The organism is Gilliamella sp. W8128 (assembly GCF_016100545.1).
Lineage (GTDB): Bacteria > Pseudomonadota > Gammaproteobacteria > Enterobacterales > Orbaceae > Gilliamella > Gilliamella apis.
Map to the genome: position 1 here is coordinate 152,263 of NZ_JACFSE010000001.1, position 24,142 is coordinate 176,404.

General features: G+C 34.6%; 22 protein-coding genes. 9 read left to right on the plus strand and 13 right to left on the minus strand.

Annotated features, from left to right (window positions below):
* Positions 1-5: 5 nt before the first annotated feature.
* The 5 genes from ftsB to H3U97_RS00710 are packed head-to-tail and all read left to right on the plus strand — an operon-like array spanning position 6 to position 3,170.
* Positions 6-299 carry a cell division protein FtsB gene (gene ftsB, locus H3U97_RS00690; protein WP_065614553.1) on the plus strand — a complete coding sequence of 98 codons (294 nt, stop codon included), beginning with the start codon at positions 6-8 and terminating at the stop codon, positions 297-299.
* Positions 300-307: 8 nt separating this feature from the next.
* Positions 308-1,003: a 2-C-methyl-D-erythritol 4-phosphate cytidylyltransferase gene (gene ispD / locus H3U97_RS00695; RefSeq protein WP_198197563.1), complete on the plus strand. Its 696-nt coding sequence runs from the start codon at positions 308-310 to the stop codon at positions 1,001-1,003.
* 12 nt (positions 1,004-1,015) lie between these two features.
* Positions 1,016-1,489, plus strand: a complete 474-nt coding sequence (gene ispF, locus H3U97_RS00700; protein WP_065614554.1) for a 2-C-methyl-D-erythritol 2,4-cyclodiphosphate synthase — start codon at positions 1,016-1,018, stop codon at positions 1,487-1,489.
* 26 nt (positions 1,490-1,515) lie between these two features.
* Positions 1,516-2,538: a tRNA pseudouridine(13) synthase TruD gene (truD, locus tag H3U97_RS00705; protein ID WP_198197565.1), complete on the plus strand. Its 1,023-nt coding sequence runs from the start codon at positions 1,516-1,518 to the stop codon at positions 2,536-2,538.
* Positions 2,539-2,543: 5 nt separating this feature from the next.
* Complete coding sequence (locus tag H3U97_RS00710; protein ID WP_034902158.1) at positions 2,544-3,170, plus strand: protein-L-isoaspartate(D-aspartate) O-methyltransferase; 627 nt, start codon at positions 2,544-2,546, stop codon at positions 3,168-3,170.
* A gap of 71 nt (positions 3,171-3,241) precedes the next feature.
* Here H3U97_RS00710 and pnuC read toward each other — a convergent pair whose 3' ends face one another.
* Together pnuC and nadR are read right to left on the minus strand one after the other, a co-directional pair.
* Entirely contained in the window at positions 3,242-3,946 is a 705-nt protein-coding gene (gene pnuC, locus H3U97_RS00715) for a nicotinamide riboside transporter PnuC (RefSeq protein ID WP_065614590.1), read from the minus strand.
* 5 nt (positions 3,947-3,951) lie between these two features.
* Positions 3,952-5,184 (minus strand): multifunctional transcriptional regulator/nicotinamide-nucleotide adenylyltransferase/ribosylnicotinamide kinase NadR, encoded by a 1,233-nt coding sequence (gene nadR / locus H3U97_RS00720; protein ID WP_034902156.1) that lies wholly within the window; start codon positions 5,182-5,184, stop codon positions 3,952-3,954.
* A 512-nt stretch (positions 5,185-5,696) separates the two neighbouring features.
* Here nadR and recD point away from each other — a divergent pair.
* A complete protein-coding gene (gene recD, locus H3U97_RS00725) occupies positions 5,697-7,553 on the plus strand; it encodes an exodeoxyribonuclease V subunit alpha (RefSeq protein ID WP_198197567.1) in 1,857 nt (618 codons plus the stop codon).
* A 74-nt stretch (positions 7,554-7,627) separates the two neighbouring features.
* Here recD and H3U97_RS00730 read toward each other — a convergent pair whose 3' ends face one another.
* The 9 genes from H3U97_RS00730 to rsfS form a co-directional block, all read right to left on the minus strand.
* Positions 7,628-8,353, minus strand: coding sequence for an amino acid ABC transporter ATP-binding protein (locus H3U97_RS00730; protein WP_034902152.1), 726 nt, complete (start codon positions 8,351-8,353; stop codon positions 7,628-7,630).
* Entirely contained in the window at positions 8,350-9,051 is a 702-nt protein-coding gene (locus tag H3U97_RS00735) for an ABC transporter permease subunit (RefSeq protein WP_034902150.1), read from the minus strand. Before H3U97_RS00735 ends, H3U97_RS00730 begins: the two co-directional genes overlap by 4 nt.
* Position 9,052: 1 nt before the next feature.
* The gene (locus H3U97_RS00740; RefSeq protein WP_065578633.1) at positions 9,053-9,787 is read right to left on the minus strand and encodes an amino acid ABC transporter permease; all 735 of its coding nucleotides are present in this window, start codon (positions 9,785-9,787) and stop codon (positions 9,053-9,055) included.
* 82 nt (positions 9,788-9,869) lie between these two features.
* Complete coding sequence (locus H3U97_RS00745; RefSeq protein WP_086361967.1) at positions 9,870-10,778, minus strand: glutamate/aspartate ABC transporter substrate-binding protein; 909 nt, start codon at positions 10,776-10,778, stop codon at positions 9,870-9,872.
* Positions 10,779-11,004: 226 nt separating this feature from the next.
* On the minus strand, positions 11,005-12,546 hold the full coding sequence (gene lnt / locus H3U97_RS00750; RefSeq protein ID WP_198197569.1) for an apolipoprotein N-acyltransferase: 1,542 nt from the start codon (positions 12,544-12,546) through the stop codon (positions 11,005-11,007).
* Positions 12,539-13,411: a CNNM family magnesium/cobalt transport protein CorC gene (gene corC / locus H3U97_RS00755; protein WP_034902143.1), complete on the minus strand. Its 873-nt coding sequence runs from the start codon at positions 13,409-13,411 to the stop codon at positions 12,539-12,541. Before corC ends, lnt begins: the two co-directional genes overlap by 8 nt.
* A gap of 87 nt (positions 13,412-13,498) precedes the next feature.
* Positions 13,499-13,963, minus strand: coding sequence for an rRNA maturation RNase YbeY (gene ybeY, locus H3U97_RS00760; RefSeq protein ID WP_034902141.1), 465 nt, complete (start codon positions 13,961-13,963; stop codon positions 13,499-13,501).
* Positions 13,964-13,976: 13 nt separating this feature from the next.
* On the minus strand, positions 13,977-14,447 hold the full coding sequence (gene rlmH / locus H3U97_RS00765; protein ID WP_065651767.1) for a 23S rRNA (pseudouridine(1915)-N(3))-methyltransferase RlmH: 471 nt from the start codon (positions 14,445-14,447) through the stop codon (positions 13,977-13,979).
* A 4-nt stretch (positions 14,448-14,451) separates the two neighbouring features.
* The gene (rsfS, locus tag H3U97_RS00770; protein WP_034902136.1) at positions 14,452-14,769 is read right to left on the minus strand and encodes a ribosome silencing factor; all 318 of its coding nucleotides are present in this window, start codon (positions 14,767-14,769) and stop codon (positions 14,452-14,454) included.
* Positions 14,770-15,541: 772 nt separating this feature from the next.
* Between rsfS and H3U97_RS00775 the strand changes: the two genes are divergently transcribed.
* The 3 genes from H3U97_RS00775 to H3U97_RS00785 all read left to right on the plus strand — a co-directional run bounded on the left by H3U97_RS00775 (position 15,542) and on the right by H3U97_RS00785 (position 20,537).
* Positions 15,542-16,648 carry a hypothetical protein gene (locus H3U97_RS00775; RefSeq protein WP_086354097.1) on the plus strand — a complete coding sequence of 369 codons (1,107 nt, stop codon included), beginning with the start codon at positions 15,542-15,544 and terminating at the stop codon, positions 16,646-16,648.
* 618 nt (positions 16,649-17,266) lie between these two features.
* Positions 17,267-18,538 (plus strand): hypothetical protein, encoded by a 1,272-nt coding sequence (locus H3U97_RS00780; RefSeq protein WP_198197571.1) that lies wholly within the window; start codon positions 17,267-17,269, stop codon positions 18,536-18,538.
* Positions 18,539-19,133: 595 nt separating this feature from the next.
* Positions 19,134-20,537 (plus strand): hypothetical protein, encoded by a 1,404-nt coding sequence (locus H3U97_RS00785; RefSeq protein ID WP_198197573.1) that lies wholly within the window; start codon positions 19,134-19,136, stop codon positions 20,535-20,537.
* A gap of 227 nt (positions 20,538-20,764) precedes the next feature.
* On the opposite strand, the gene cydC is transcribed toward H3U97_RS00785, so the two are convergent.
* Complete coding sequence (gene cydC, locus H3U97_RS00790) at positions 20,765-22,396, minus strand: cysteine/glutathione ABC transporter ATP-binding protein/permease CydC (protein WP_198197575.1); 1,632 nt, start codon at positions 22,394-22,396, stop codon at positions 20,765-20,767.
* Positions 22,390-24,129, minus strand: coding sequence for a cysteine/glutathione ABC transporter permease/ATP-binding protein CydD (gene cydD, locus H3U97_RS00795; RefSeq protein WP_086320352.1), 1,740 nt, complete (start codon positions 24,127-24,129; stop codon positions 22,390-22,392). Before cydD ends, cydC begins: the two co-directional genes overlap by 7 nt.
* Between the last annotated feature and the right edge of the window lie 13 nt (positions 24,130-24,142).

Sequence of the window (24,142 nt, forward strand, 5' to 3'; positions counted from 1 at the left end):
AACTTATGATTAGGTGGAAAATTCCGTTTTTATTACTACTAGTGCTGGGTTATTTACAGTACTCATTGTGGTATGGGAAGAATAACATTTATGATTATCAAGAAAATGTGCAAATGTTACAGAATCTGCATCGAGAGAATGATATGTTGAAAGCTCGTAACGAACAGATGTTTGCAGAAGTTGACGATTTGCAAAAAGGCTATGAAGCGATTGAAGAAAGAGCTCGCAGTCATTTAGGCATGGTTAAGGCCAATGAGTATTTTTATCGAATAATTATTGATTCTAAAGCAAAACAATAAGGTATTACGTGACAAATAATAGTGATATTATCGCAATCGTTCCTGCTGCAGGAGTGGGTTGTCGCATGAAAAGCCAATTACCTAAACAATATCTAAAAATTGGTCCAATGACAATATTGGAACATACTATACAAAAATTGTTAACTCATCCCAATATTTCCTGTGTAGTGGTGGTCATCAGTCCTGAGGATAAATTTTTTAATACACTTGAACTCGCATCGCAAGATAATGTTAAAGTGGCTTATGGTGGTGAAACTCGAGCTGATTCTGTTTTAGCAGGTTTAAATTTAGTTAATGATAACCAATGGGCCTTAGTTCATGATGCCGCAAGGCCATGTGTTACTCATGAAGATATTACAAAATTAATTAATCGAGTATTACACGAAAATAAGGGTGGAATATTAGCAACACCACTAAGTGATACGATTAAACAAGCTTATAGAGATAATCAAACTGTTATTGCTCACTCTATCGATCGAACTTATTTATGGGGAGCTGCTACGCCGCAATTATTTAATGCTGGTGAACTTAAAATGTGTTTAAGTAAAGCCTTAAAAAATAATATTGCAATTACTGATGAAGCATCGGCTATAGAGTATTGTGGTGGTCATCCATTATTGGTTGAATGTCGTCGAGATAATATAAAAATTACTCGACCAGAAGATTTAAACTTAGCATCATTTTATTTAACTAATCAAAATTAATATAGGTAGATTATGCGAATCGGTCATGGGTTTGATGTCCATAAATTTGGTGGTGAAGGGCCAATTACATTAGCTGGAGTGAAAATCCCTTATCAGTTTGGTCTTGTTGCTCATTCTGATGGTGATGTGGTATTACATGCTATTACTGATGCATTAATTGGTGCATTGGCTTTAGGAGACATTGGTAAATTATTTCCAGATACAGATCCTAAATACAAAGGTATAGATAGCCGATTATTATTGAAAGAAGTGTATGGTATTATCCAATCTAAAGGTTATAAATTAATTAATTTAGATACTACTATTATTGCACAAGAACCTAAAATGAGACCTCATGTAGATCAAATGCGGGTTAATATTGCTGAAGATTTGCAAGTTCATTTTGATCAGATTAGTGTCAAAGCAACGACTACTGAACAATTAGGTTTTACTGGCCGTAAAGAGGGTATAGCTTGTGAAGCAGTAGTGTTATTAGCAAAGAAATAGAGATAAATTAGACAATAGGCGATTACGTGTTAGCAGAGCTCAATTATTTTTATGGTAAACCAACAAGCCATGGTTTATATAAGCAACAATATGAAGATTTTATTGTTATCGAAGAACTAGGTTTTGATTTAACTGGTGAAGGTGAACATGTTTTAGTTTATCTCGAAAAGAAAGATTGTAATACGGTATTTGTGGCTGAACAGTTAGCTAAATATGTCGGTATTTCAGCGAAAAATGTCAGTTATGCAGGTCTTAAAGATCGCCAAGCTGTTACCCAACAATGGTTTAGTTTGCATATGCCAGGGCAAGATACCCCAGATTTTTCACAATTTGATTTAACTGGTTGTCAAATATTGCAGGTTACTCGGCATAATAAAAAATTGAAAATAGGGGCTTTAAAAGGTAACCGATTTAAAATTGTTTTAAGAAATTTGACTGGTCAACAAGAAGTCGAATCAAAATTAGAGTTAATTAAACAGCATGGTGTTCCTAATTATTTTGGCGAACAACGATTTGGACGTGAGCAAAATAATATTCATCAAGCAATAAAGTGGGCTAATGGTGAAATTTCAGTTAAAGACCGTAAAAAACGAAGTTTTTATCTTTCTGCTGCACGTAGTGCTATTTTTAATGATATAGTCAGTCAAAGGATTCAACGCCAGATTCAGCAAACAGTTGTTGATGGGGATATATTACAATTATCAAAAAGTAATAGTTGGTTTTTGTCTAAAACTGAGGAATTATCACTTTTACAACAACGTTTACAAAATGGTGAGATTAATATTACCGCTCCTTTGGTGGGGGATTCAGGATTAGGTACTGAATCTATTGCTTTAACATTTGAACAAAGTTGTTTGGAAAATTGGTCTTGTTTTACTGAGTTATTTAGAAAGGAACGGGTTGAAACGATGCGACGCTCAATATTGTTACGTCCTGAGCAACTAGAGTGGCAATGGCGAGATGAAAATAACTTAGATATCAGTTTTTATTTACCTTCGGGTTGTTATGCAACAAGTGTATTACGTGAATTGATTATTGGAAATGAGTAATTTAAATGCAAAGTTTAAAAAGGCAGCAGTTGATTGACTTATTACGCCAGCAGGGCATAAAAGATGATCGTGTTTTAGAAGCTATAGCTTCAATACCACGTGAAAAGTTCGTTGATGAAGCGCTTTCACATCAAGCTTATGATGATCGCTCGTTACCTATTGGTAGTGGTCAAACTATTTCTCAACCTTATATTGTTGCTAAAATGACCGAATTATTAAACTTAACGCCTAATGCTAGAGTACTTGAAATTGGTACCGGTTCAGGATATCAAACAGCAGTTTTAGCCAAACTAGTTAATCATGTTTTTTCAGTAGAAAGAATAAAAAGCTTACAATGGAATACCAAACGACGATTAAAGTTACTTGATATCCATAATATTTCAACTCGGCATGGTAATGGTTGGCAAGGTTGGCCAGAACGTGGGCCATTTGATGGCATAATTGTAACTGCAGCAGCAACCGAAGTGCCTTCGAGTCTGCTGACACAACTAGCCGACAAAGGGCGACTAGTGTTACCTGTAGGTAAAAACCAGCAAACGTTACAATTAATTGAGCGAGATGGTGATAATTTTATTACTCAGAATATTGGTGAAGTGAAATTTGTTCCGCTTGTTGATGGTGATATAGAATAATGAAAAAGGAGCGAATAATTTGATTATTTGCTCCTTTTTCAATTTAACTATTCTCTTTCATTTATCGAAAATTAATTTTTCTTCTCTTTTTCTTTTTGTTCGGAAAGTTTCCACTCACAAATACCGTATACTGCATTAAACAGATAAATTAAATACTGAGTTGCGATAACAATATTGTCAGTATAAATATTTAAACTAATAACTAATACATTTAATAAGACCCATAAATACCAATTGAAAGCATATCTCATCATTAATAAAAGTTGAGCAACTACGCCTAGCCCGAATATAAAGCAGTTAGTAATAAGTTGGTAGGAGGTATTTATTGCGCCGATTTCATTAGTTAAATAAATATTGAAAAAAGCAGCCGCAATGAGGAATATTAACGCATATAAAAAGGCATTTTCATTTAAAGTACGAACTTTAACGCTTTTATTATTATCTAGATTTTTTTGCCAAGTTAATATGCCATAAATATGTGAGCCAAAATAGTAAAACGTTGGTAAACCTGCTCCAATATTGCCACCAAGGAAATTTGCACAACATTCAGCGATTACTGCTAGCATACCAAGCACATTACCTAAATTTTTGCGTTTAGCTAATAAGATTACACATAACAATCCTAAAAATGCGCCAGCGTATGATACTGCATAGCGTATATTGAAATCATTAATTGGATCCGTATATATATATGCTCCGGTGACACAAATAATACAAAACAATGGATAAAATTTATTGCGGCCAATAGCTATGACAAAATGGCTTAATTTATTCATAATCATTACTCTTCATCATTAATAAGTTGATTGACTAATTCGATACTTCGCAAATAGCGTTCTTCATAATCGGGTGAATCAATTTGGATGTATTTGATATGGTTTTTTTCTAACAATGAAATCAGCAATTGTTGAAAATCTTTTCGCTGTTTTGGACTGCCTAAACTTCTTAATCCGTCAGCAACCCACGGTGTGTTATTACCTAATAAGATAACTAGATCGAATCGATAATTATTGATCATAGCTTGTAAAAAAGGATGTTCTTTACCTTCATATTTTTTACAAAACGCTTGAGTCGTAATAAAATCGGTATCAATAAATGACACTTTGTTAGCATGTTTTATTGCGAAATCAATATATTGAGCATGCCCTAATGCAATTTTATCATAGTCAGCATATTGCAATGCTCGTTCATCGCCACCAAGGTGAGAAAATACATAATCACGGCCATATTCCCAAGCACTAGTGGTATTAAACATATTGGCTAATTTATTTACTAATGTCGATTTACCGCTTGATTCACCACCAAGAATAGCTACCGTTCTCACAAAAAATGGTCTCACTTCTGTTGGTATATATTGCCAATTTTTTAATGGGGCTTGACGAATTTGAGTACCACTGACTTGCATAAATTGCCGAGTAGGATCGATAAGTACGGTGTCTAAATCGAATAAATCTTTATACATGGCTACATCTTGTGGTTCACTTGAATAGACGCAACTAGGATTAATGCCTTTTTCTTTAAATAATTTTTTGACTCTATCACTCCATTCATTCCAACCATTTGGATAAGCCGGAATACCATCTTCTTCTAAAAGTTCAATATGGATATTTTTTTGATATTTGAATGTTTGTAACAACCAACGAATCCTATCATTGATCGTTGGTTGGCGTGACATAGCACTTTCTTCAAATAACGCCATATCCCGGATAGTATCGGAACAAAGAATAATATAAAGTTCATCAACTTGGCTAATTGCACGTTGAATCAAATAAATATGACCAGTATGCAATGGATAAAATTTTCCAAAAATCACTCCAACTTTTTTATTTTTGCTAGCTAAGTCTATTTGCAAATAATGATGAAGTGATTGTAATTTCTGTGCGCTTGGATTTTTAATTTTATCATTGATCAATTGACTCAAATAACCTTTAGTCATCTGACAAGCATCAGCAACAGTCTGTAAGGATAATTTTTTGCGTTTTATGGCTGCTTTTAAATAATTGAAACCATCCATACCGCCTCCTTTTTGTTTTTTATCTGTAACAAAATTTACATCATTTTTTATAAATGTTCAATATACTAAACAAAAAATAAATATTTTTGATTTGTAATTTAAATCTTATGCTGAATGAATAATGATTTATCATAAAAACTGTAAATAACTATTTTTTATAAGATTAATTTAATCATCTGCAACCTCAATGTTGAAGAAACTTCAACTACTTCGTTATTTAGTAATGATATTTCACAAAAGTATGCTTATACTATTGATGTTAAAATAACAAAACATTGCTAATTGATATTGTAATTAATGATCAGCTATCGGTAATTTTAAATAAAATAGTAATACTAGATGATGACAAATATGATGGTGTTCAATATTATAAACAAACTAAATTATTAACTTGGCAATTTACTTTAACATAAGTGAAACTAAAGATCTTAATTTAAGCTTTAAACTCACTTTTCCAAATGATAAAGAAATATCTTTATGGATGATATACCTTATAAAACAAAGTATAAACTATGTTAACTAATTGGTTCGAGCAATTTAAGCAAAACAGTCAGATCAGTTTACTCGATCTTCATTTGGCACAATTTTTGGTCAATAAAGTTGATGGCAACGATGAAATTATTAGTAAACGTTTTGCCTTTTTAATTATATCGTTAAGTCAGGAAGTCAGGTCAGGTCATGTTTGTCTTGATATTACTCGCCTGAATCAACAATTTATCGATCCACAACTTTGGCAGGAACTCAATGCTCCAACAGTTGAAGATTGGGTTAATGTACTCTGTGTAGCTTCAAATAAACAGGTAGTAAGTGATGGGAAGCAACTTGCGCCACTTATTTTTATTGAAAATAAACTTTATTTTCAACGTATGTGGCTAGATGAACGTCATGTTGCACAGTTTTTTAATCAACCACAGTTGAATATTACATCAAGTAAATCGATCGACTTAAAAAATATTCTCGACCAACTATTTGTTGATAATAATACAACTATTGATTGGCAAAAAATTGCGGTTGCGGTGGCGCTAACTCGTAAAATTGCCATTATTTCAGGTGGCCCAGGTACAGGTAAAACAACTACAGTAGCTAAAATCTTAGCAGGAATAGTCTTAAATGATCCTACCACGCGAATCGTGGCAGCAGCACCAACTGGCAAAGCTGCATCAAGGTTAACCGAATCTCTCAGTCGAGCAATTGAGCAGTTATCTTTTGAATCATTAAATATTCAAACTGAAGCCGTGACTCTGCACCGTTTATTAGGTGCAAAAACTGATAATCGCTCATTTAATTATAATAAACACAACCAATTACATATTGATGTTCTTGTAGTTGATGAAGCGTCAATGGTTGATCTGAATATGATGGCAAGAATTATTGAGGCTCTGCCTAATTGTGCTCGCTTAATCTTATTGGGTGATAAAGATCAGCTATCTTCTGTTGAAGCCGGTGCAGTATTTGGTGACTTATGTGACTTTATTTTAAATGGATATAGTCAATCTAGGGCTGATGAACTAAGTCAATTAACTGGCTATACTATTCCAATCGCAGACCAACCAGCAAGTATGATCACCGATAGTATCTGTTTATTGAAAAAAAGTTATCGTTTTAACGAGTCTTCAGGAATAGGCTTGTTGGCTAATGCCGTTAAAGAAGGTCAATTGCAAGCGGTTAAAAAACTGCTAGCCAATAAAGCTTTACCAGATGCTTGTTATTATGAATTATCTTCAAGTCAAACTTACCAAGCTGTTTTAGATGATTGTGTAGCACATTATAAAAATTATCTAAATGCTATTAAACATCATCAAAATAATGATATTGCCAATGTTTTAAGTAAATTTGCTGAGTGTCGTTTACTGTGTGCTGTACGTGAAGGTAAATTTGGGGTAGGTGGGTTAAATAAGCAAATTGAATCATTATTAGCCAAACATAAATTGATTAAATTAAATAATCGTGATCAATGGTATATTGGTCGGCCAATTATGATCTTACGTAATAGTACCTCATTAGGTTTATATAATGGTGATATTGGTATCACTCTTACGGCTGAACATGATCACTCAAAATTACGGGTTTATTTCCCTTTTTCTGATGGTTCTATTAAAGGTTTTTCTCCCTATCGATTACCGGAGCATGAAACTGCCTATGCAATGACTATCCACAAATCCCAAGGTTCTGAATTTGATCATGTCAATATTATTCTACCAACAGAATTTTCACCACTACTTAATCGATCATTACTCTATACGGCAATAACAAGGGCTAAAAAAACAGTCTCAATTTATTCTGATGCTAAAATTTTAGATCGTGTAGTGAAAAGTCAAATACATCGAGAAAGTGGCCTAGTTGAACAAATAAAAAATGTTCTACAATAGTAGCGACACTTAAATTATTGCTGATATAGATAAAGCACCAATTTATTGTATTATAGCTGGTGCTTTTTTATCTATTAGTGAATGATCTTAGCTAAAAAGTCTTTAGCACGATCTGATTGTGGATTGGTAAAGAATTGTTCTTTTGAGGTATCTTCAATGATTTCACCAGCATCCATAAAGATCACGCGATGTGCAACTTTACGTGCAAAGCCCATCTCATGGGTAACAACCATCATTGTCATGCCTTCATAAGCTAATTCAACCATAACATCTAGTACTTCATTAACCATTTCTGGATCAAGAGCCGAGGTTGGTTCATCAAATAGCATAACGACAGGATCCATACATAGTGCTCGAGCGATTGCAACACGTTGTTGTTGACCACCAGATAGTTGAGCTGGGAATTTATCTGCATGAGCCAATAAGCCAACACGATCTAATAGCGATAGCGCTTTTTCACGCGCTTCTTCGTTTGATCGGCCTAATACCTTAATTTGAGCAAGTGTCAAATTTTTCAAAATTGTTAAATGAGGGAAAAGCTCGAAGTGTTGAAATACCATTCCCACTTTTGAACGCAGTTTTGCTAAATTAGTCGATGGATTTGTAATCTCAGTACCATCAATAATAATTTTACCTTGTTGAATAGGTTCTAGAGCATTTACGGTTTTGATTAGTGTTGATTTACCTGAACCAGAAGGCCCACAAACAACAACAACTTCACCTTTACCTACTCTTGTAGTACAGTTTTTTAATACTTGAAATTTTCCGTACCATTTTGATACATTTTCTAAGGAGATCATCGACTTATCCCTTTCTTGAAATAATTAACTAAACGAGAAGCAGTATAACAAATTATAAAGTAACTTATTGCTGCAAAAATAATCATTGAATATTTAACAGTACCACCCTGAACCGTACCAATTTGGGTAACACTGGCGCCAAATAAATCAATTAAGCTCATCACATAAACCAAAGAGGTATCCTGGAACAAGATAATACCTTGTGTTAACAACAATGGCACCATTGATCTAAATGCTTGTGGTAATATTATCAAACGCATTGCCTGACTTTTGGTCATACCTAATGCGTAAGCCGCATGATATTGACCTTTAGCAACCGCATTAATCCCTGCACGAATGATTTCAGAATAGTAAGCTGCTTCAAATAAAGCAAATGCGATCATTGCTGAAACAATCCTAACATCAGCATAAGGCGGTAAATTAAATATATGTTTAATAACTTGTGGTAACGCTAAATAGAACCATAACAAAACTAATAGTAATGGAATGGAACGGAATAAATTGACATAACATTTAGCAAAAATATTTAGTATTTTATTATTTGATAAACGCATTAAAGCTAATACTGTCCCCCAAACAATACCAAATACGACGGCTGTAAATGTAATTTTAGCGGTTAACCATAACCCACTTAATAGTAGATGATAATTGTCTGATACCAATGAAGGTATATCTGCAATCCAATTTAGTAGTTGCATGTTATCCTCCATGATTCATATTAGGTAAGCGGGTTTGTTTTTCAACAAAACGCATAATGGTTAGTACGGCATAGTTTATCAACATAAATGCAATCGTTACTCCACATAATATTTCAACAATGCTGTTAGTTGCATCGTTAATGCGATCTATTTGACCAATCAAATCTATCAATCCAATGGTGGATGCAACTGATGAATTTTTAATGATATTGGTCATTTCAGACGTTAGTGGTGGAATAATACGACGATAAGCATTAGGTAGTAGAACATACATATATGCTTGTCGATTTGTTAAACCAAGTGCAATAGCGGCATAACGCTGACCTATGGGTAAAGTTTGAATACCGGTTCTAACTTGTTCTGCAATACGTGCAGAAGTAAACAGACCTAAAGCAATTGCCGCCGTGATAAATGCACTGACATCAGGTGATAAACCAGATATAAACCATGTTTTTAAACTTCCAGATAGAATTTCTGGAAATAACATGTACCATAAAAACATTTGTACTAGTAATGGGATATTACGGAATAGTTGGATATAACCGGCTGCAAAACGATTTAGAAATTTATTTTCTAATGTTCGGCAGATTCCCACTAGTGATCCTAGTATGAATGCAATAATCCAAGCAGTAACTGCTAATGAAACGGTTACAATAATACCGTCAAAAAGCCAGTTTAAATAAATTCCATCACCATACGGGGTGGATTCAAAAAATAGTGTCCAATTGAAACTCATAATATATTTATTTCACTAAATTAGATTATGTACTAAATGCAACATACATTTAGTACATAGGATTAGAAAGATGAGAAAAGTATTAATCTAATGCTTTATCATTTGGATTTGCAAAAAGCTCAACCATTTTTGGTGAAATTGTTAGAGCCATATTCGCTCCTTTTGGTGGAACAGGTTGAGTGAACCATTTGTTATAAGATTCTAATGCTTTTCCTGATTTTTGGGCATCAGCAATGGTTTTATCCATTAATTGTTTAAATTGGGTATCGCCTTTTCTTAACATACAACCATAAGATTCATAAGATAATGGCTCACCGACAATTTTCCATTCAGCTGGGTTAATTGCACGTGAACGCTCACCGGCTAAAAGTGCATCATCCATTAAAAATGCCTCAGCACGACCAGTTTCAAGAGCATTAAATGCATCACCATGATCTTTTGGCGTAATAATACGAATACCTAATTTTTCTTTATTGTTAATTTGATTTAAACGGACTTCAGATGTAGTACCAGCGGTAGTCACTACATTTTTTCCTTTTAAATCTTCAATACTATTGATATTACTATCTGCTTTAACAAGGAATCGGGTACCTACAATAAAAATACTGTCAGAAAAATCTACAGTCTTTTGACGTTCAAGATTGTTTGTTGTGGAACCACATTCAAAATCATAGGTATAGTTATTTAGTAATTGAATTCGAGTCTTAGAGGTAACAGGTAAATATTTAACTTTAAGATCCGGTAAGTTTAGTTCTTTTTTGACTGCATCTACAATTAAGTTAGAGTAATCTTGAGAATAACCGATAACTTCTTGTTTTTCACCATAGTAGGAAAATGGGATAGAAGACTCTCGATGACCAACAACAATTACACCGCTTTCTTTGATCTTAGCCAATGTACCACTTAGTTCTTCTGCAACAGCGGCACCACTCATTAGGCCTAGCATTGCTAATGATAACACTAATTTGGTTAGTTTTGTCTTTTTGTACATACTCATCTCCTACTGTTTAATTTGTATCATATTAAATAAATTTAATATTTTTACAAAGGGCGTATATTATAACTTATTTTTTAGCATAAAAGTACTTTTTACTGTTTATTTATCGTTTAAAAGGACAAGCTATCGTCAAGAAATTAGATGATTTTTACCAATTCTTAACATAGCCAATTTTCTGAATTTCAATATCATATAAGCAATATTTATGCCAAAATATTGCTTAGCGACGATTTCTTACAAAAATCAAAATAAATAATAATGAAATAATCAGATAATAGAAAAGGTTTCCAAACCTTGCATAAGGGGTTAAACCAACAGTGGGGGATAATTTGTAATTTAAAACCTGAGTTTGAAATTGTGGTAATTGTTCAACTATTTGACCATGATAATCAATAATTGCTGTAATGCCTGTATTGGTACTACGAATCAGTGGTCTGCCAAATTCTAAGGCTCTTGCTTGCGCCATTTGTAAATGTTGTTTGGGGCCAATACTGTTACCAAACCAAGCATCGTTAGACACAGTTAGTAAAAAATCTGTGTCTGCGGTAAAGTTTTTTAAAATCAAATTGGATAAAATAACTTCATAGCAAATTGCTGTAGTAAATTTGAAGCCTTTTATCTCAAGTGGTGGTTGTTTTTCAGCACCAGCCTGCATGGATGACATTGGGATATCAAGCATTTGCCCAATAGGATCAAGTAATGATTCTAAAGGAGTAAATTCACCAAACGGTACCAGATGATGTTTTTGATAACGGTTGGTGTTAGGGTATTGATATGGTGTTTTTCCTCCTAACACTAACAATGTGTTATAAATATTAGGGTTCTCTTGATAACCGTAATTTCCTAAACGGTAATCAATAATACCAACAGCTATTTCACTATTATTTGCCCTTGCTTCGTTATCTAAAAACTGGAGGAAAGGTTGCTGATTGATTTCGTAATCGGTAATGCTTGCCTCAGACCAAATAATAATTTTATCTTTAGCAAGATTTTGTTCTGTCAATGAGCCATAAGTTTGCAGAGTTTTATTTAGTTGCTCTTTAGTCCAGCGGAGAGATTGTGAAATATTACCTTGAATTAAGCTAAAATCAGCAGAACGGCTGTGGTTAATTGTTGTCCAATTAATTAAATTGAATGATATTGGTGCAATAAAGAGCATTAATAGTGCGAAAATTGCACCAATTGTGTGCTTTTTAGGAGAGCGATTCAATGCTATATTTAAACAATAGATGACTAAACCACAGCAGATAGTCAATATTAATGTGACACCATTTATTCCAACTATCGGGAAGTAGCCTCTCAATGGACTATCTAGTTGACTATATCCTAGTTCTAACCATGCAAAACCGGTTAAAATATAGCCTCGTAAAAATTCAGTAAGCTGCCACAAAATAGGGGTGAGCAAAACCAATTGTTTTATCGAGAATTTTGGTGCGAAACGATCACATACTCTTAGCAATAATGCAAATAACATAGGATAAAATGCTAAGTATGCGATTAGTAGTCCTAAAATAATTACTGCTACCGATGTTGGTACTTCACCATATTGTTTAATGCTTATATAAACCCAATGAGTACCCGCTAAAAAATAGCCAATACCCCAGCTAAAACCAATAAGCATTGCTCTCTTTTTTGGTTTATCAGCGATTAACCACAAAAGGCCGGCAAATGCTACAAATGCAAGTGGCCAGATATGAAAGGGTGCGTAACTAAATACCGCAATTGCACCAAAGATAAAGCTTAATAAAATTTGTTTAAGCATTTTCTGATTGCTCTAAATTAGGTATGTTTGCATCTTCAGGGATGGTGACATGCAATTGAATAATACGTCTTCGGTCAACAATGGTTACTTTAAATTGATAACCATCAATAGTAATCGTTTCGCCTCGGATTGGTAAACGTCCAAAATGTTGCATAACTAATCCGCCAATGGTATCCATTTCATCATCACTAAACGTGGTGGCAAAAATTTCATTAAAATCTTCTACAGGAGTAAGGGCACGGACAGAATAAACTGATTGTGATAAACGGCGAATATCGCGATCTTCAACCTCATCGTATTCATCTTCGATATCACCAACAATAAGTTCTAAAATATCCTCGATAGTGACTAAGCCTGAAACACCACCAAACTCGTCAATGGCCATTGCCATATGATAGCGTTGCATGCGGAATTCTTTTAACATATGGTCAACGCGTTTACTTTCAGGAACGACAACAGTTGGTCTTAGGATCTTTTTCAAATCAAAATCCTTGACACCTTGTCGAATATAAATGAGTAAATCTTTGGCTAATAGTACTCCTTCGATATGGTCTCGATCTTCACTAATTACTGGATAACGTGAATGGCCATGTTCAGAAATAATATCTAAACATTCATCAAGGGTGAAATTATCTTTGATTGTTACAATTTGAGAGCGAGGTATCATGATATCACGAACGCGTTGATCGGCTATATCCATTACACCTTCGATCATATCGAGGGTATCAGGATCAATGAGTTGATTTTCTTCAGCCTCACGAATAACTTCGATCAGTTCTTCTTTATCTTTTGGTTCTGAATTGAATAATTGACTTAACCATAATGTAAACCCTTTTTTGGGTCTCCGGTGATTATCATCACTCATTTTGCTCTCTTCCTTTTTGTAATATCAAATATAGTTCGATTTATAGTTATTGTTCTAATATCTAAACAGATTATTAGTCACATTTATTTAATCAATTAGTTGATAAGGGTTATCAAAACCTAATTGTGCCATGATGTCGATTTCGATATTTTCCATTTCTTCAGCTTCTTCGTCAAGGATATGATCATATCCTAATAAATGCAAACATCCATGGACAATCATATGTGCCCAATGTGATGTTAATGATTTATGTTGTTCGCTAGCTTCGATTTCAACCACTTGTTTACAAATCACTAAATCACCGAGTAACGGCACATCAATTTCAATTGGTGATTCAAATGGGAATGATAAAACATTTGTCGGTTTATCTTTATTACGATAAGTGTAATTAAGATGTTGGCTCTCTTCTTTATCGACAATTCGTATAGTGATTTCGGCATTATCCATAAACTGCGGTAAGATCACTTCTAGCCATTGCATAATTTGTTGTTCTGTTGGGAGATTCTCATGATGCTCACAGGCAATTTGCAAATCTAAAATAATAGTACTCATTTTATTATCCGATCTATTCACGATGATAAGGATGATTAGCCGTTAAACTCCATGCACGATAAAGACTTTCAGAAACAATTACTCGTACTAATGGATGAGGCAATGTTAAAGGTGATAATGACCAACTTTGTTCAGCCGCCGCTTTACATGCTGGCGACAAACCTTCAGGACCGCCAATTAACAAACTGACATCACGACCATCGGTTTTCCAACGTTCAAGTTGTTTTGCTAAATCGTGGGTTGTATAAGGTTTGCCTGGAATATCCAGTGTGACAATGCGATTACCTTTGCCACATGCAGCTAGCATTAATTCACCTTCTTTATCTAAAATTCGCACAATATCAGCATTTTTAGTCCGTTTTCCTGCTGGTATTTCAATCAGTTCTAAAGGCATATCTTTGGGGAAACGGGATTGGTAATCATTAAAAGCAGTGGTCACCCAATTGGGCATTTTATTGCCAACAGCAATAAGCTGTATTTTCACGTCACTAACTCCAAAGTTTCTCGAGTTCGTAAAGTTGCCGACTCTGTTCTTGCATGATATGTACAATGACAGAATCCATATCAACTACCACCCAATCAGCATCATTTTGGCCTTCACTACCTAATACAAGATGGCCTTGTTTTTTTGCTTCATCAAGTAAGTGTCCTGCTATTGATGCAACATGACGGTTAGATGTGCCTGTACAGATAATCATATAATCGGTAATACTTGATTTGCCTCGAACATCAAGGGTAACAATATCTTTGCCTTTAAGGTCATCAATTTTATCAATAATAAAATCTTGTAATGATTGTTGCAAAATAATCTCTCTACTATTTTAAATAAAGCAGTAGTATAGCATATTTTTTCTAAATCGCCTTGAAAATAGTGTGTCTCAGCAATAACCCTCTATATTTAAAAAGTCACAAAAATAATTTTATGGAGAGCTATTTTAATCAAAAAAGTTGAGGAGAGAGGGTTTTTAAAAGGGGAAAAATATGATTAAACCGCTTATCTCACTAATAATATTTACAAAAGTTAACAATTTAGCTTTTTAAATCAGTTGCATAGATTATTTTCAATCACTATACTTTTAGATGATTTTTAGCGCAATAATAGGCTGTTATTTAGTCAAATTAACTTAAAAAAGCGAAATAAAACATAGGATTACTTGACAAGGTTGTCGTTATGAACTATAATATTAAACACCAAACACCAAACACCAAACCTGCCCAACTTATACTTTAAAATCATCTTATTGTTGCAATCAACGTTTAGTCTCTTCTAGTAATTTATTTTTTCCTCGATTTTTAAGGTTATTTTTATTCTCGCCACTTTTTAGCGTTTTCGCCGTTACTTTAGTTTTATTCTTTTCATCAAGTAGTTATGCATTATCGTCTTATACAACTAATGTTATTCATGGTAGTGCACCCTATTTAACATTTGATGAAGGACAGACTAAAGTTACTGATACCAATCATTTATTAGCTATCCGTTTATCTGATGGGCGATTATTTACAAATGAATCAAATAATTCAACGGCGACTAATCCTATTGTATTAACTAATTTGGGTGAAAGCTTCGCTGATATAAAGATGTTTATACCAACCAATACTAATTCAATCCGATTAAATACACTTATTGGCGCGCCTTATAACTATTGGCGCGATGATGATGGCGATGGTCAGGGGAGTAATGGTATTTCAGCTACTGGTAATTTAACTTTAACTATTGTTGATAATAAAAATCAAGTTGTAGCACGTAATCATGTACTAAATATTTGCGAAGCACCATATAAAGTCACAATAACAAGTACTGATGGCTTATTAAATACTCAGTATGGCGTTCCTAATCGTAGCACTTTTAGTGCTAGTAATGCTACATATTACATTAGCCCTAAAGCTATGCCAACGATCTGTTTTGCTAAACCAGAGCTAAAGTCTGGTACAGGCATATATGCTGGACCTAAATCGATATGGGATCCTGAAAGGGGATTTCTAGTCCAATCAACTACTCCATCATCTTATGCACGAAATTTTCCAACTACTGGAGCAAATGGTTTATATTTTGATTTAAGTATTGGTGGTAGTTATGAACCTTTGAGTTGGTCTGTTACTAATAGCGGTAGCGGTATTAGTGCTGATGTGAAGTATTTAAATGAATCAGATACCAGTGTTGTTCGGGTCACCTTAACGGGTCCCTTTGCTATAGATGAAAAGATACTTGTTCCATCATTGCCTCAGACATTTGAGTTAATAGGTAAAGATAGTCATGATAATGAGGTGGTGAAGTATGGTTTTCAGATAAAAAAGTGGTTTATCAACCGAGGAAATGTTAAAGCTAAAAATGGTGACCAACGTTTGTGGTGCAAAAAAATTGGCTATCGTCTTGTACAAGTAAAAGATTTAACCAATGCTTCTTGTCGAGGAAAAAATGCTGATGATCGTTGTGTAGGTGCTGTCGGTGCGACGCCATTGTCACCTAATAATTATTCTCAACGTATAATTAATGCAGGTTTTTTTTCGGAGTGGGGATATATGATTAAATATGATGGAGCTAACTTTTTTAATGACTATTATTGGACAGACGACGCAAAAACGGATGGGGGTTATACTGGTATATTTGTGGTTTTTCCTGATGATGGAGACATACATTATAGATCTTTTGGCAAAAAAACTTATGCTGTCTGTGTTACACCTTAATGATTAATCTCTGATTAGCTCGCTAAAAACGATAAATAATACAGTTAAATAAAAAATGGTTGTCACTGGATTATAACTAATCAGCCCATATCATCGATAGATGGTATGGGGTGTATTAAATAGTCACAATTCATAAATATAAGATATCTTTACATAAATTAACAATTTAGATTCTAAAATCAGTTGCATAGATTATTTTCAATCACTATACTCTTAGCAGATTTTAAGTACAATAATCGACTGTAAATTGTTCGAACAGACTTAAAAAATCAAATAAAACATGGAATTACTTGACAAGGTTGTTGTTATGAACTATAATTTTAAACACCAAACACCAAACACCAAACCTGCCCAACTTATACTTTAAAATCATCTTGTTATTGCAATCAACGTTTAGTTTTTTCTAGTAGTTTATTTTTTCCTCGATTTTTAAGGTTATTTTTATTCTCGCCACTTTTTAGTGTTTTCGCCGTTGCTTTAGTTTTATTCTTTTCATCAAGTAGTTATGCACTAACATCCCTAAGAGCCAGTACCGTCAAAGTTATTACCGGGAATTCTCCCTATATTATATTAAGTGATGGTTTTAACCCTTTAACTGATTTACGGCAAATAATAGGTTTGAATTTTCCTAATGGTCAAGGTGGTTATAATTGGATAAGCGCCTGGGATGCGGGGATTACCATAAAAGCACCGCCAGGTATGCATTTTAATCAAGTCATGTCCCATAGTGTCATTAGTGATGGTAATGCTCATTATATCCCTTATCTTTATATAGGTGATGCAGATGGTGATGAAGCGGGTGGATATGTGTCAGGTTATCTAAAAGCGACATGGTATGAAAATGGCGCACAAATTCCGTATGATAGGTTAGGTAATGAATTGTGGGGTTGCGGTGGGCCTTATAAATTAAGAGTAGAGGTTTGGGATATCCAAGCTAATACCCCTTATGGTGTGCCTAATAATCGTTATTATGGTAATAGTTGGGTGGAATATACCGTTATTCCCCATAATCCTAGTATCTGCTATTTAAGGCCAAATGATATGGGCGATTACGGCGGTTATGATGGAAATGTATTTCATAACTTTTGGGGCTTTTCTCGTTGGAGTGGTTTCCCAACCACGGGTTTTCAATATGCGGCATTTACGTTAATCGGTGCAGGTGCGGACCAAAGTCGTTATCGATGTTATTCACATAATGGGGGCGGCAAAATATGGTTATCGACCATCAATGGTTATGGCGCAAACTGCACGGTTAATTATGCATCAGAACAAAAATGGCAATTTATTGAAAATGGTACGCCGGTAATAACCATGGAGTACTTTAACGGTCGAGATTGGATTTGGATGGATAGTTTTACGATACCGGTACCGAGTAAATGGCCATCGAAAGGAGGTAAAATTTTTGGATTTACCAATTTTACTGAAACATCAGAATCATCAAGTATACCTTTAAGAACATTCGAAAGTTTTACTGATGGACAGACTTTTCGTGTATTAGATTATTGTACAGGAAGAGAGCTTCCTCCTCATAATGGAGGAATATATAATCCTAAACGAGTGCGATTACATGAAGCATTGGATGACAACTTTCGTCAACAATATTTGTATAAAGCAGATGAAATAAAAATGAAAAATCCTAATAGTAATTACGGTTGGGTACGTTCAGTTGGCAATTTTATGGGGGAATGGGGGAAATTAAAGGGATATAATATCGGATTGTGGGGAGATAGAGGAATATGGACAGCTGATAGAGGTATAGACAAGATAAATCAGGGAAATATAGTAATAACGCATACAAGTCCAGTTTATGTTTACCATGATGGCACTATTTATCATGATAATTGGAAAAATATATATCATGCTGTAGAAGCAGTTTGTCGTGGAGATTAGTTCTATGATGTTATTCATTGATAATCTGGCAAATACAACGTAACAAATTGTACCTATCAATAAATATATAAATACAATATGTTGCGATCTATCTTTAATAAATAAGGCATCGAATGTAGAATTGACTGCATAGCATATCTTTGAAGAGCGCACTTTTTAAACCCAAAAATTTACGGAAAGGAGTTTTAAAAAGGTTAAAACAGTGCGTTAACAGCTTATCTGACTAATAATATTTACAAAAGTTAACAATTTAGATTCTAAAATCAGTTGCATAGATTATTTTCAATCACTATACTTTTAGATGATTTTTAGCGCAATAATAGGCTGTTATTTAGTCAAATAAACCTAAAAAAGCGAAATAAAACATGGAATTACTTGACAAGGCTGTTGTTATGAACTATAATGTTAAACACCAAACACCAAACACCAAACCTGCCCAACTTATACTTTAAAATCACCTTGTTATTGCAATCAACGTTCAGTCTTTTCTAGTAATTTATTTTTTCCTCGATTTTTAAGGTTATTTTTATTCTCGCCACTTTTTAGTGTTTTCGCCGTTGCTTTAGTTTTATTCTTTTCATCAAGTAGTTCTGCATTGACATCCCTAAGAGCCAGTACCGTCAAAGTTATTACCGGGAATTCTCCCTATATTATATTAGGTGATGGTTTTAACCCTTTAACTGATTTACGGCAAATAATAGGTTTGAATTTTCCTAATGGTCAAGGTGGTTATAATTGGATAAGCGCCTGGGATGCCGGGGTTGCCATCAAAGCACCGCCAGGTATGCATTTTAATCAAGTCATGTCCCATAGTGTCGTTAGCGATGGTAATGCTCATCATATCCCTTATCTTACTATAGGTGATGCAGATGGTGATGAAGCGGGTGGGTATGTGTCAGGTTATCTAAAAGCGACATGGTATGAAAATGGCGCACAAATTCCGTATGATTGGTTAGGTAATGAATTGTGGGGTTGTGGTGGGCCGTATAAATTAAGAGTAGAGGTTTGGGATATCCAAGCTAATACCCCTTATGGTGTGCCGAATAATCGTTATTATGGTAATAGTTGGGTGGAATATACCGTTATTCCCCATAATTCCAGTATTTGCTATTTAAGGCCAAATGATATGGGTAATTATGGTGGTTATGACGGAAATATATTTCATAACTTTTGGGGCTTTTCACGCTGGAGTGGCTTCCCGACCACGGGTTTTCAATATGCGGCATTTACGTTAATCGGTGCAGGTGCGGACCAAAGTCGTTATCGCTGTTATTCACATAATGGGGGCGGCAAAATATGGTTATCGACCATCAATGGTTACGGTGCAAACTGCACGGTTAATTATGCATCAGAACAAAAATGGCATTTTGTTGAAAATGGTACGCCAGTAATAACCATGGAATACTTTAACGGCCGAGATTGGATTTGGATGGATAGTTTTACCATACCGGTACCGAGTAAATGGCCAGCGAAAATAAATCAAAACCTTCTTGAATTTACTAACCAGTTATCAGACGATATTAGCGATCCTGGAGATCGAAATATTTGGCATGGAGGTGCAGAACATGGACATTGGCAGCATATTCCCAAAACAACTTATAAAACATTAGATTATTGTCGTAACGATGACCACATCTCGATCAATAGATATAACACAACAAGAGATGAAGCTTTAGATGACAATTTTCGTAGGGGATTGCTATATACACTAGAAGAATATAAAGGAAATAGTGATTGGAATCCAAATTTTATACGAGGAGTAGGCAGTTTTATGGGGGAATGGGGGGTATTGGGTAATTATAACTCTCTTTTTGCAAACGAGATATGGACCGCTACTAAATCGATTTCTAATACCGGCCTTGGTCCTGCACGTTTTTATCCGCTTGGTTTGAGACAAAATGGTCAGGTTGTATTCAATACGGGCGGCAAAAAACAAGGAAATTCTAATATTATTAATATGGCTATTTTTAACAAAAGAGCGATATGCCGTGGAGATTAATTCTATAAAGTTAACGATTGATAATCTGGCAAATACAACGCAACAAATTGTACCTATCAATAAATGTATAAATACAATAAGTTGCGTTCTGCCTTTAATAAATAAAGCATCGAATATAGAATTGACTGCATAGCATATCTTTGAAGAACGCACCTTTTTACCTCAAAAATTTGCGGAGCTAGATTTTTGAATTCAAAAGGGTTGATAAATGGATGAAATATTAAAACTCACAACTCAACCACTCGATCAAACAATGGACTATCGGTTAATCTATGGGTGACCATTAGTAATGTTTTATTTTTACAGGTTTGTTTAATCAGCTTGATGATCTGCTGTTCGGTTTGTTGGTCGAGGCTTTCAGTTGGTTCGTCCATTAGGATTAGTGGTGAGTTATGTAGTAATGCTCGAGCAATGCCGATACGGCGAATTTCCCCGCCTGATAGTGAACGTCCACCCTGACCTAATGGTAAATTTAAACCTTGATCGGTCGCTAACAATTTAGATAGTTCAACTTGATGTAATACATCGATCAACTGTTGGTCAGATGCCTGTTGATTACCAATTAGCAAATTTTGTTTAAGTGTATCACTAAAAATAGTAATAACCTGAGGTACAACCGCAATGATTTGTCTAAATGTGGTTTCATCGAGTTGATCAACCGGAATATCATTGATCAAAATTTTGCCGGAATTTGCTTCCCATGTGCGTGTAACTAAATTAAGCAGTGTTGATTTGCCACAGCCAGTTTTACCTATTAAACCAACATGTTGACCGGAATTAATAGTTAATGAAAAGTGACTTAAAATAGCAAAAGGTTGATTAGGATAACTAAAACTAATGTCATCGAATTGTAGTTTAGCAATAGATAAATCAATAGTTTTGCCTTGTTCAATAAATTTGATATCAGGTGTTTGGTTAAATAAGACTGTTGTGCGTGTTGCGGATGTTAATACCTGCCCTAAAAAGATAAATGCTCCTGGAATGGGCGCTAAAATTTCACTACTAGCCAAGCAAACAAAAACAAATAAGGCAACTAAAGGTGATAATGTGTATTGAGTAATCAACCACAGCACCAATAAAGTTAAAAAACCAGCAATCAACACGACGAGTGCACTTGATAATGCCATTAATGTTGATTGACGTTGTTGATGAAAAAGCCAGTCTGATTCAAGTTTATCTAGTTTTGTACGGTAACGATGTTGCGCATTAAATAACGTTAGTTCAGCTTGACCTTGTAAATAATTAATTAATGACGCCCGATATTCACTTTGTTGTTTAGCTAGAGTTTCTCCTAACTGTTTGCCTGCATGATAAAAAATGACAGGTATAGCGAGTAAGGTAATTGTTAACACGATAGTAATGATTAAGGCAATGGGTAAATTGATATAACTTAGCCCGACAAACAGCAACAAAATTATGACTAATGCTGTAACAATCGGTGAAAATAGTTTTAAATATAGATGATCAAGTGCATCAATATCGACAATAAAACGGTTAAGTAAATCAGCTTTTTGATATTGAGCTAATTGGTTAGCACTGAGTGGTAAAATCTTTCTAAATGCTAACGTTCTTAAATAAGCTAAAATTTTAAAGGTAGTGTTATGATCAACTAAACGCTCTACATAGCGTGATGCTGTTCGGGTAATTGCTGCTGCTCGTACACCAGCTGCAGGTAACATGTAATTAAAGGTATATAAACCGGCAACACTAACAACGGCTGTAGAGGCTAAAAACCATCCCGATAATGAGAGCAAAAAGATACTGGCAAATAGCGTAAGAATAGATAAACCAAGTCCAATAACGATTTGCCAAAAGTAGTGCTTATAAAGTGCAATATAAGGGCGTAATAGCGTTAGCATGAACTCTCCTTAATGGCGTTAATTTGTCCTTTTGACAGTTTCCAAACTAGCTCAAAATCATGCATATCATCATGTTGATGAGTTATGGTAATACTGTTAGTGGCAATATCATATGGTGCTAACAATTCTACTGTCTGTTTATCTAAACTTGCGGTTGGTTCATCTAGGATTAGTAATTGGCAAGGTTTTAGCATTGCTCTGGCGAGTGCTACACGTTGGGCTTGTCCTACTGATAATCGAACTGCATCTTCGCCGACCTGTGTCTCCACTCCCTCAGGCAGTTTAGCGATAACATCAGATAATTGTGCTTTGGCTATCACTTCATCAAGCTCATTAGTGGTTGCTGTGGGTTTACCAAGTAGAATATTTTCACGAATCGAACCGTTAATGAGATAAGGATTTTGGCCAATCCAACTGATTTGTTGTTGCCAACTCTTTAAATCTAAATGATTAAATTCAATACCATTAATTTTAAGTGAACCTTGATAAGGCAAAAATCCAAGTAATACTTGCATGAGCGAGCTTTTTCCTTCACCACTAGTGCCAATTAAGGCTAGTTTAAAGGGCGCATGTAATGAAAAGCTAAGTGGCCCAACAATTGGCAGAGCTTCATTGGATAGTACGATCAGATCTTTGGCTTCAATTGTTTTTAAAACTCCAATATCTAGATAATTGTTTGCTTGCAATTGGTTCAAGTTATTTTTTGGCTGAGCGTTATCAACTTGTTGCGGTAAATTTTTATTTAAAAAAGTTTCGATATTATCAGCAGCAGCAATAGCTTCGGCTTTAGCATGATAATAGACTCCGAGATCTCGTAACGGTTGAAAATACTCAGGTGCTAAAATTAATGCAAAAAAACCAGCAAATAAAGTAACAGTTCCATTATAGGCACCAAAATCAAATTCGCCTAAATATGAAAAACCAAAATAGACTGCCACTATAGCAATTGAAATTGAGGTAAAAAACTCTAACACAGCAGAGGATAAAAAGGCCATTTTTAACACTTGCATGGTTTTAACTCGGAAATCTTCAGATGCTCGAGCGATTTCTTCCGTTTGTTGTTCACCTTGATTGAATAAACGAATGGTGTTAAGTCCTTTTAATCGATCTAAGAAATGGCCACTTAAATAAGCTAACGCTTTAAAATGGCGTCGATTAATATCAGCTGCTCCCATTCCTACTAAAATCATAAAAATAGGGATCAGGGGGGCTGTGCAAAGCAAAATAATGGCTGCAGCCCAGTTGAAAGGGAAGATAGCAATACAAATTAATATTGGTACCATGCTGGCTAAACGCATTTGCGGTAAATAACGAGCAAAAAAGTCATGTAAATTATCGACTTGTTCAATAACTAACGTGCTCCATGCTCCGGTAGTGCTTTGATTTAAATAAGCCGGACCAAACAATTCAAACTGATCGATTAATTTTTGTCTAATTTGCTTACGGATTTTTTGCCCTAAAGCAAAGTTAATCTTTTCACGAAGATAAATTAACGATCCTCGAGCCAGTAAAATGATAATTAAAGATAAAAAGTAAGGAATAACCGTCAAAAAAGACTGTTGTTCAATAATTAATCTTTGTAAAATAATCGCCAAAAAAGCTGCTTGAGCAATCATTAAAATACTTAACATAAATCCAGTCAAAACCGAAGCACGTAAATCTGACTTGTGTATTTTGGTGTGTTGTTTTAACCAGTTAAGTAAATAAGTTTGGCGTTGTTTATCTAAAGACATATTATTTAGCTGA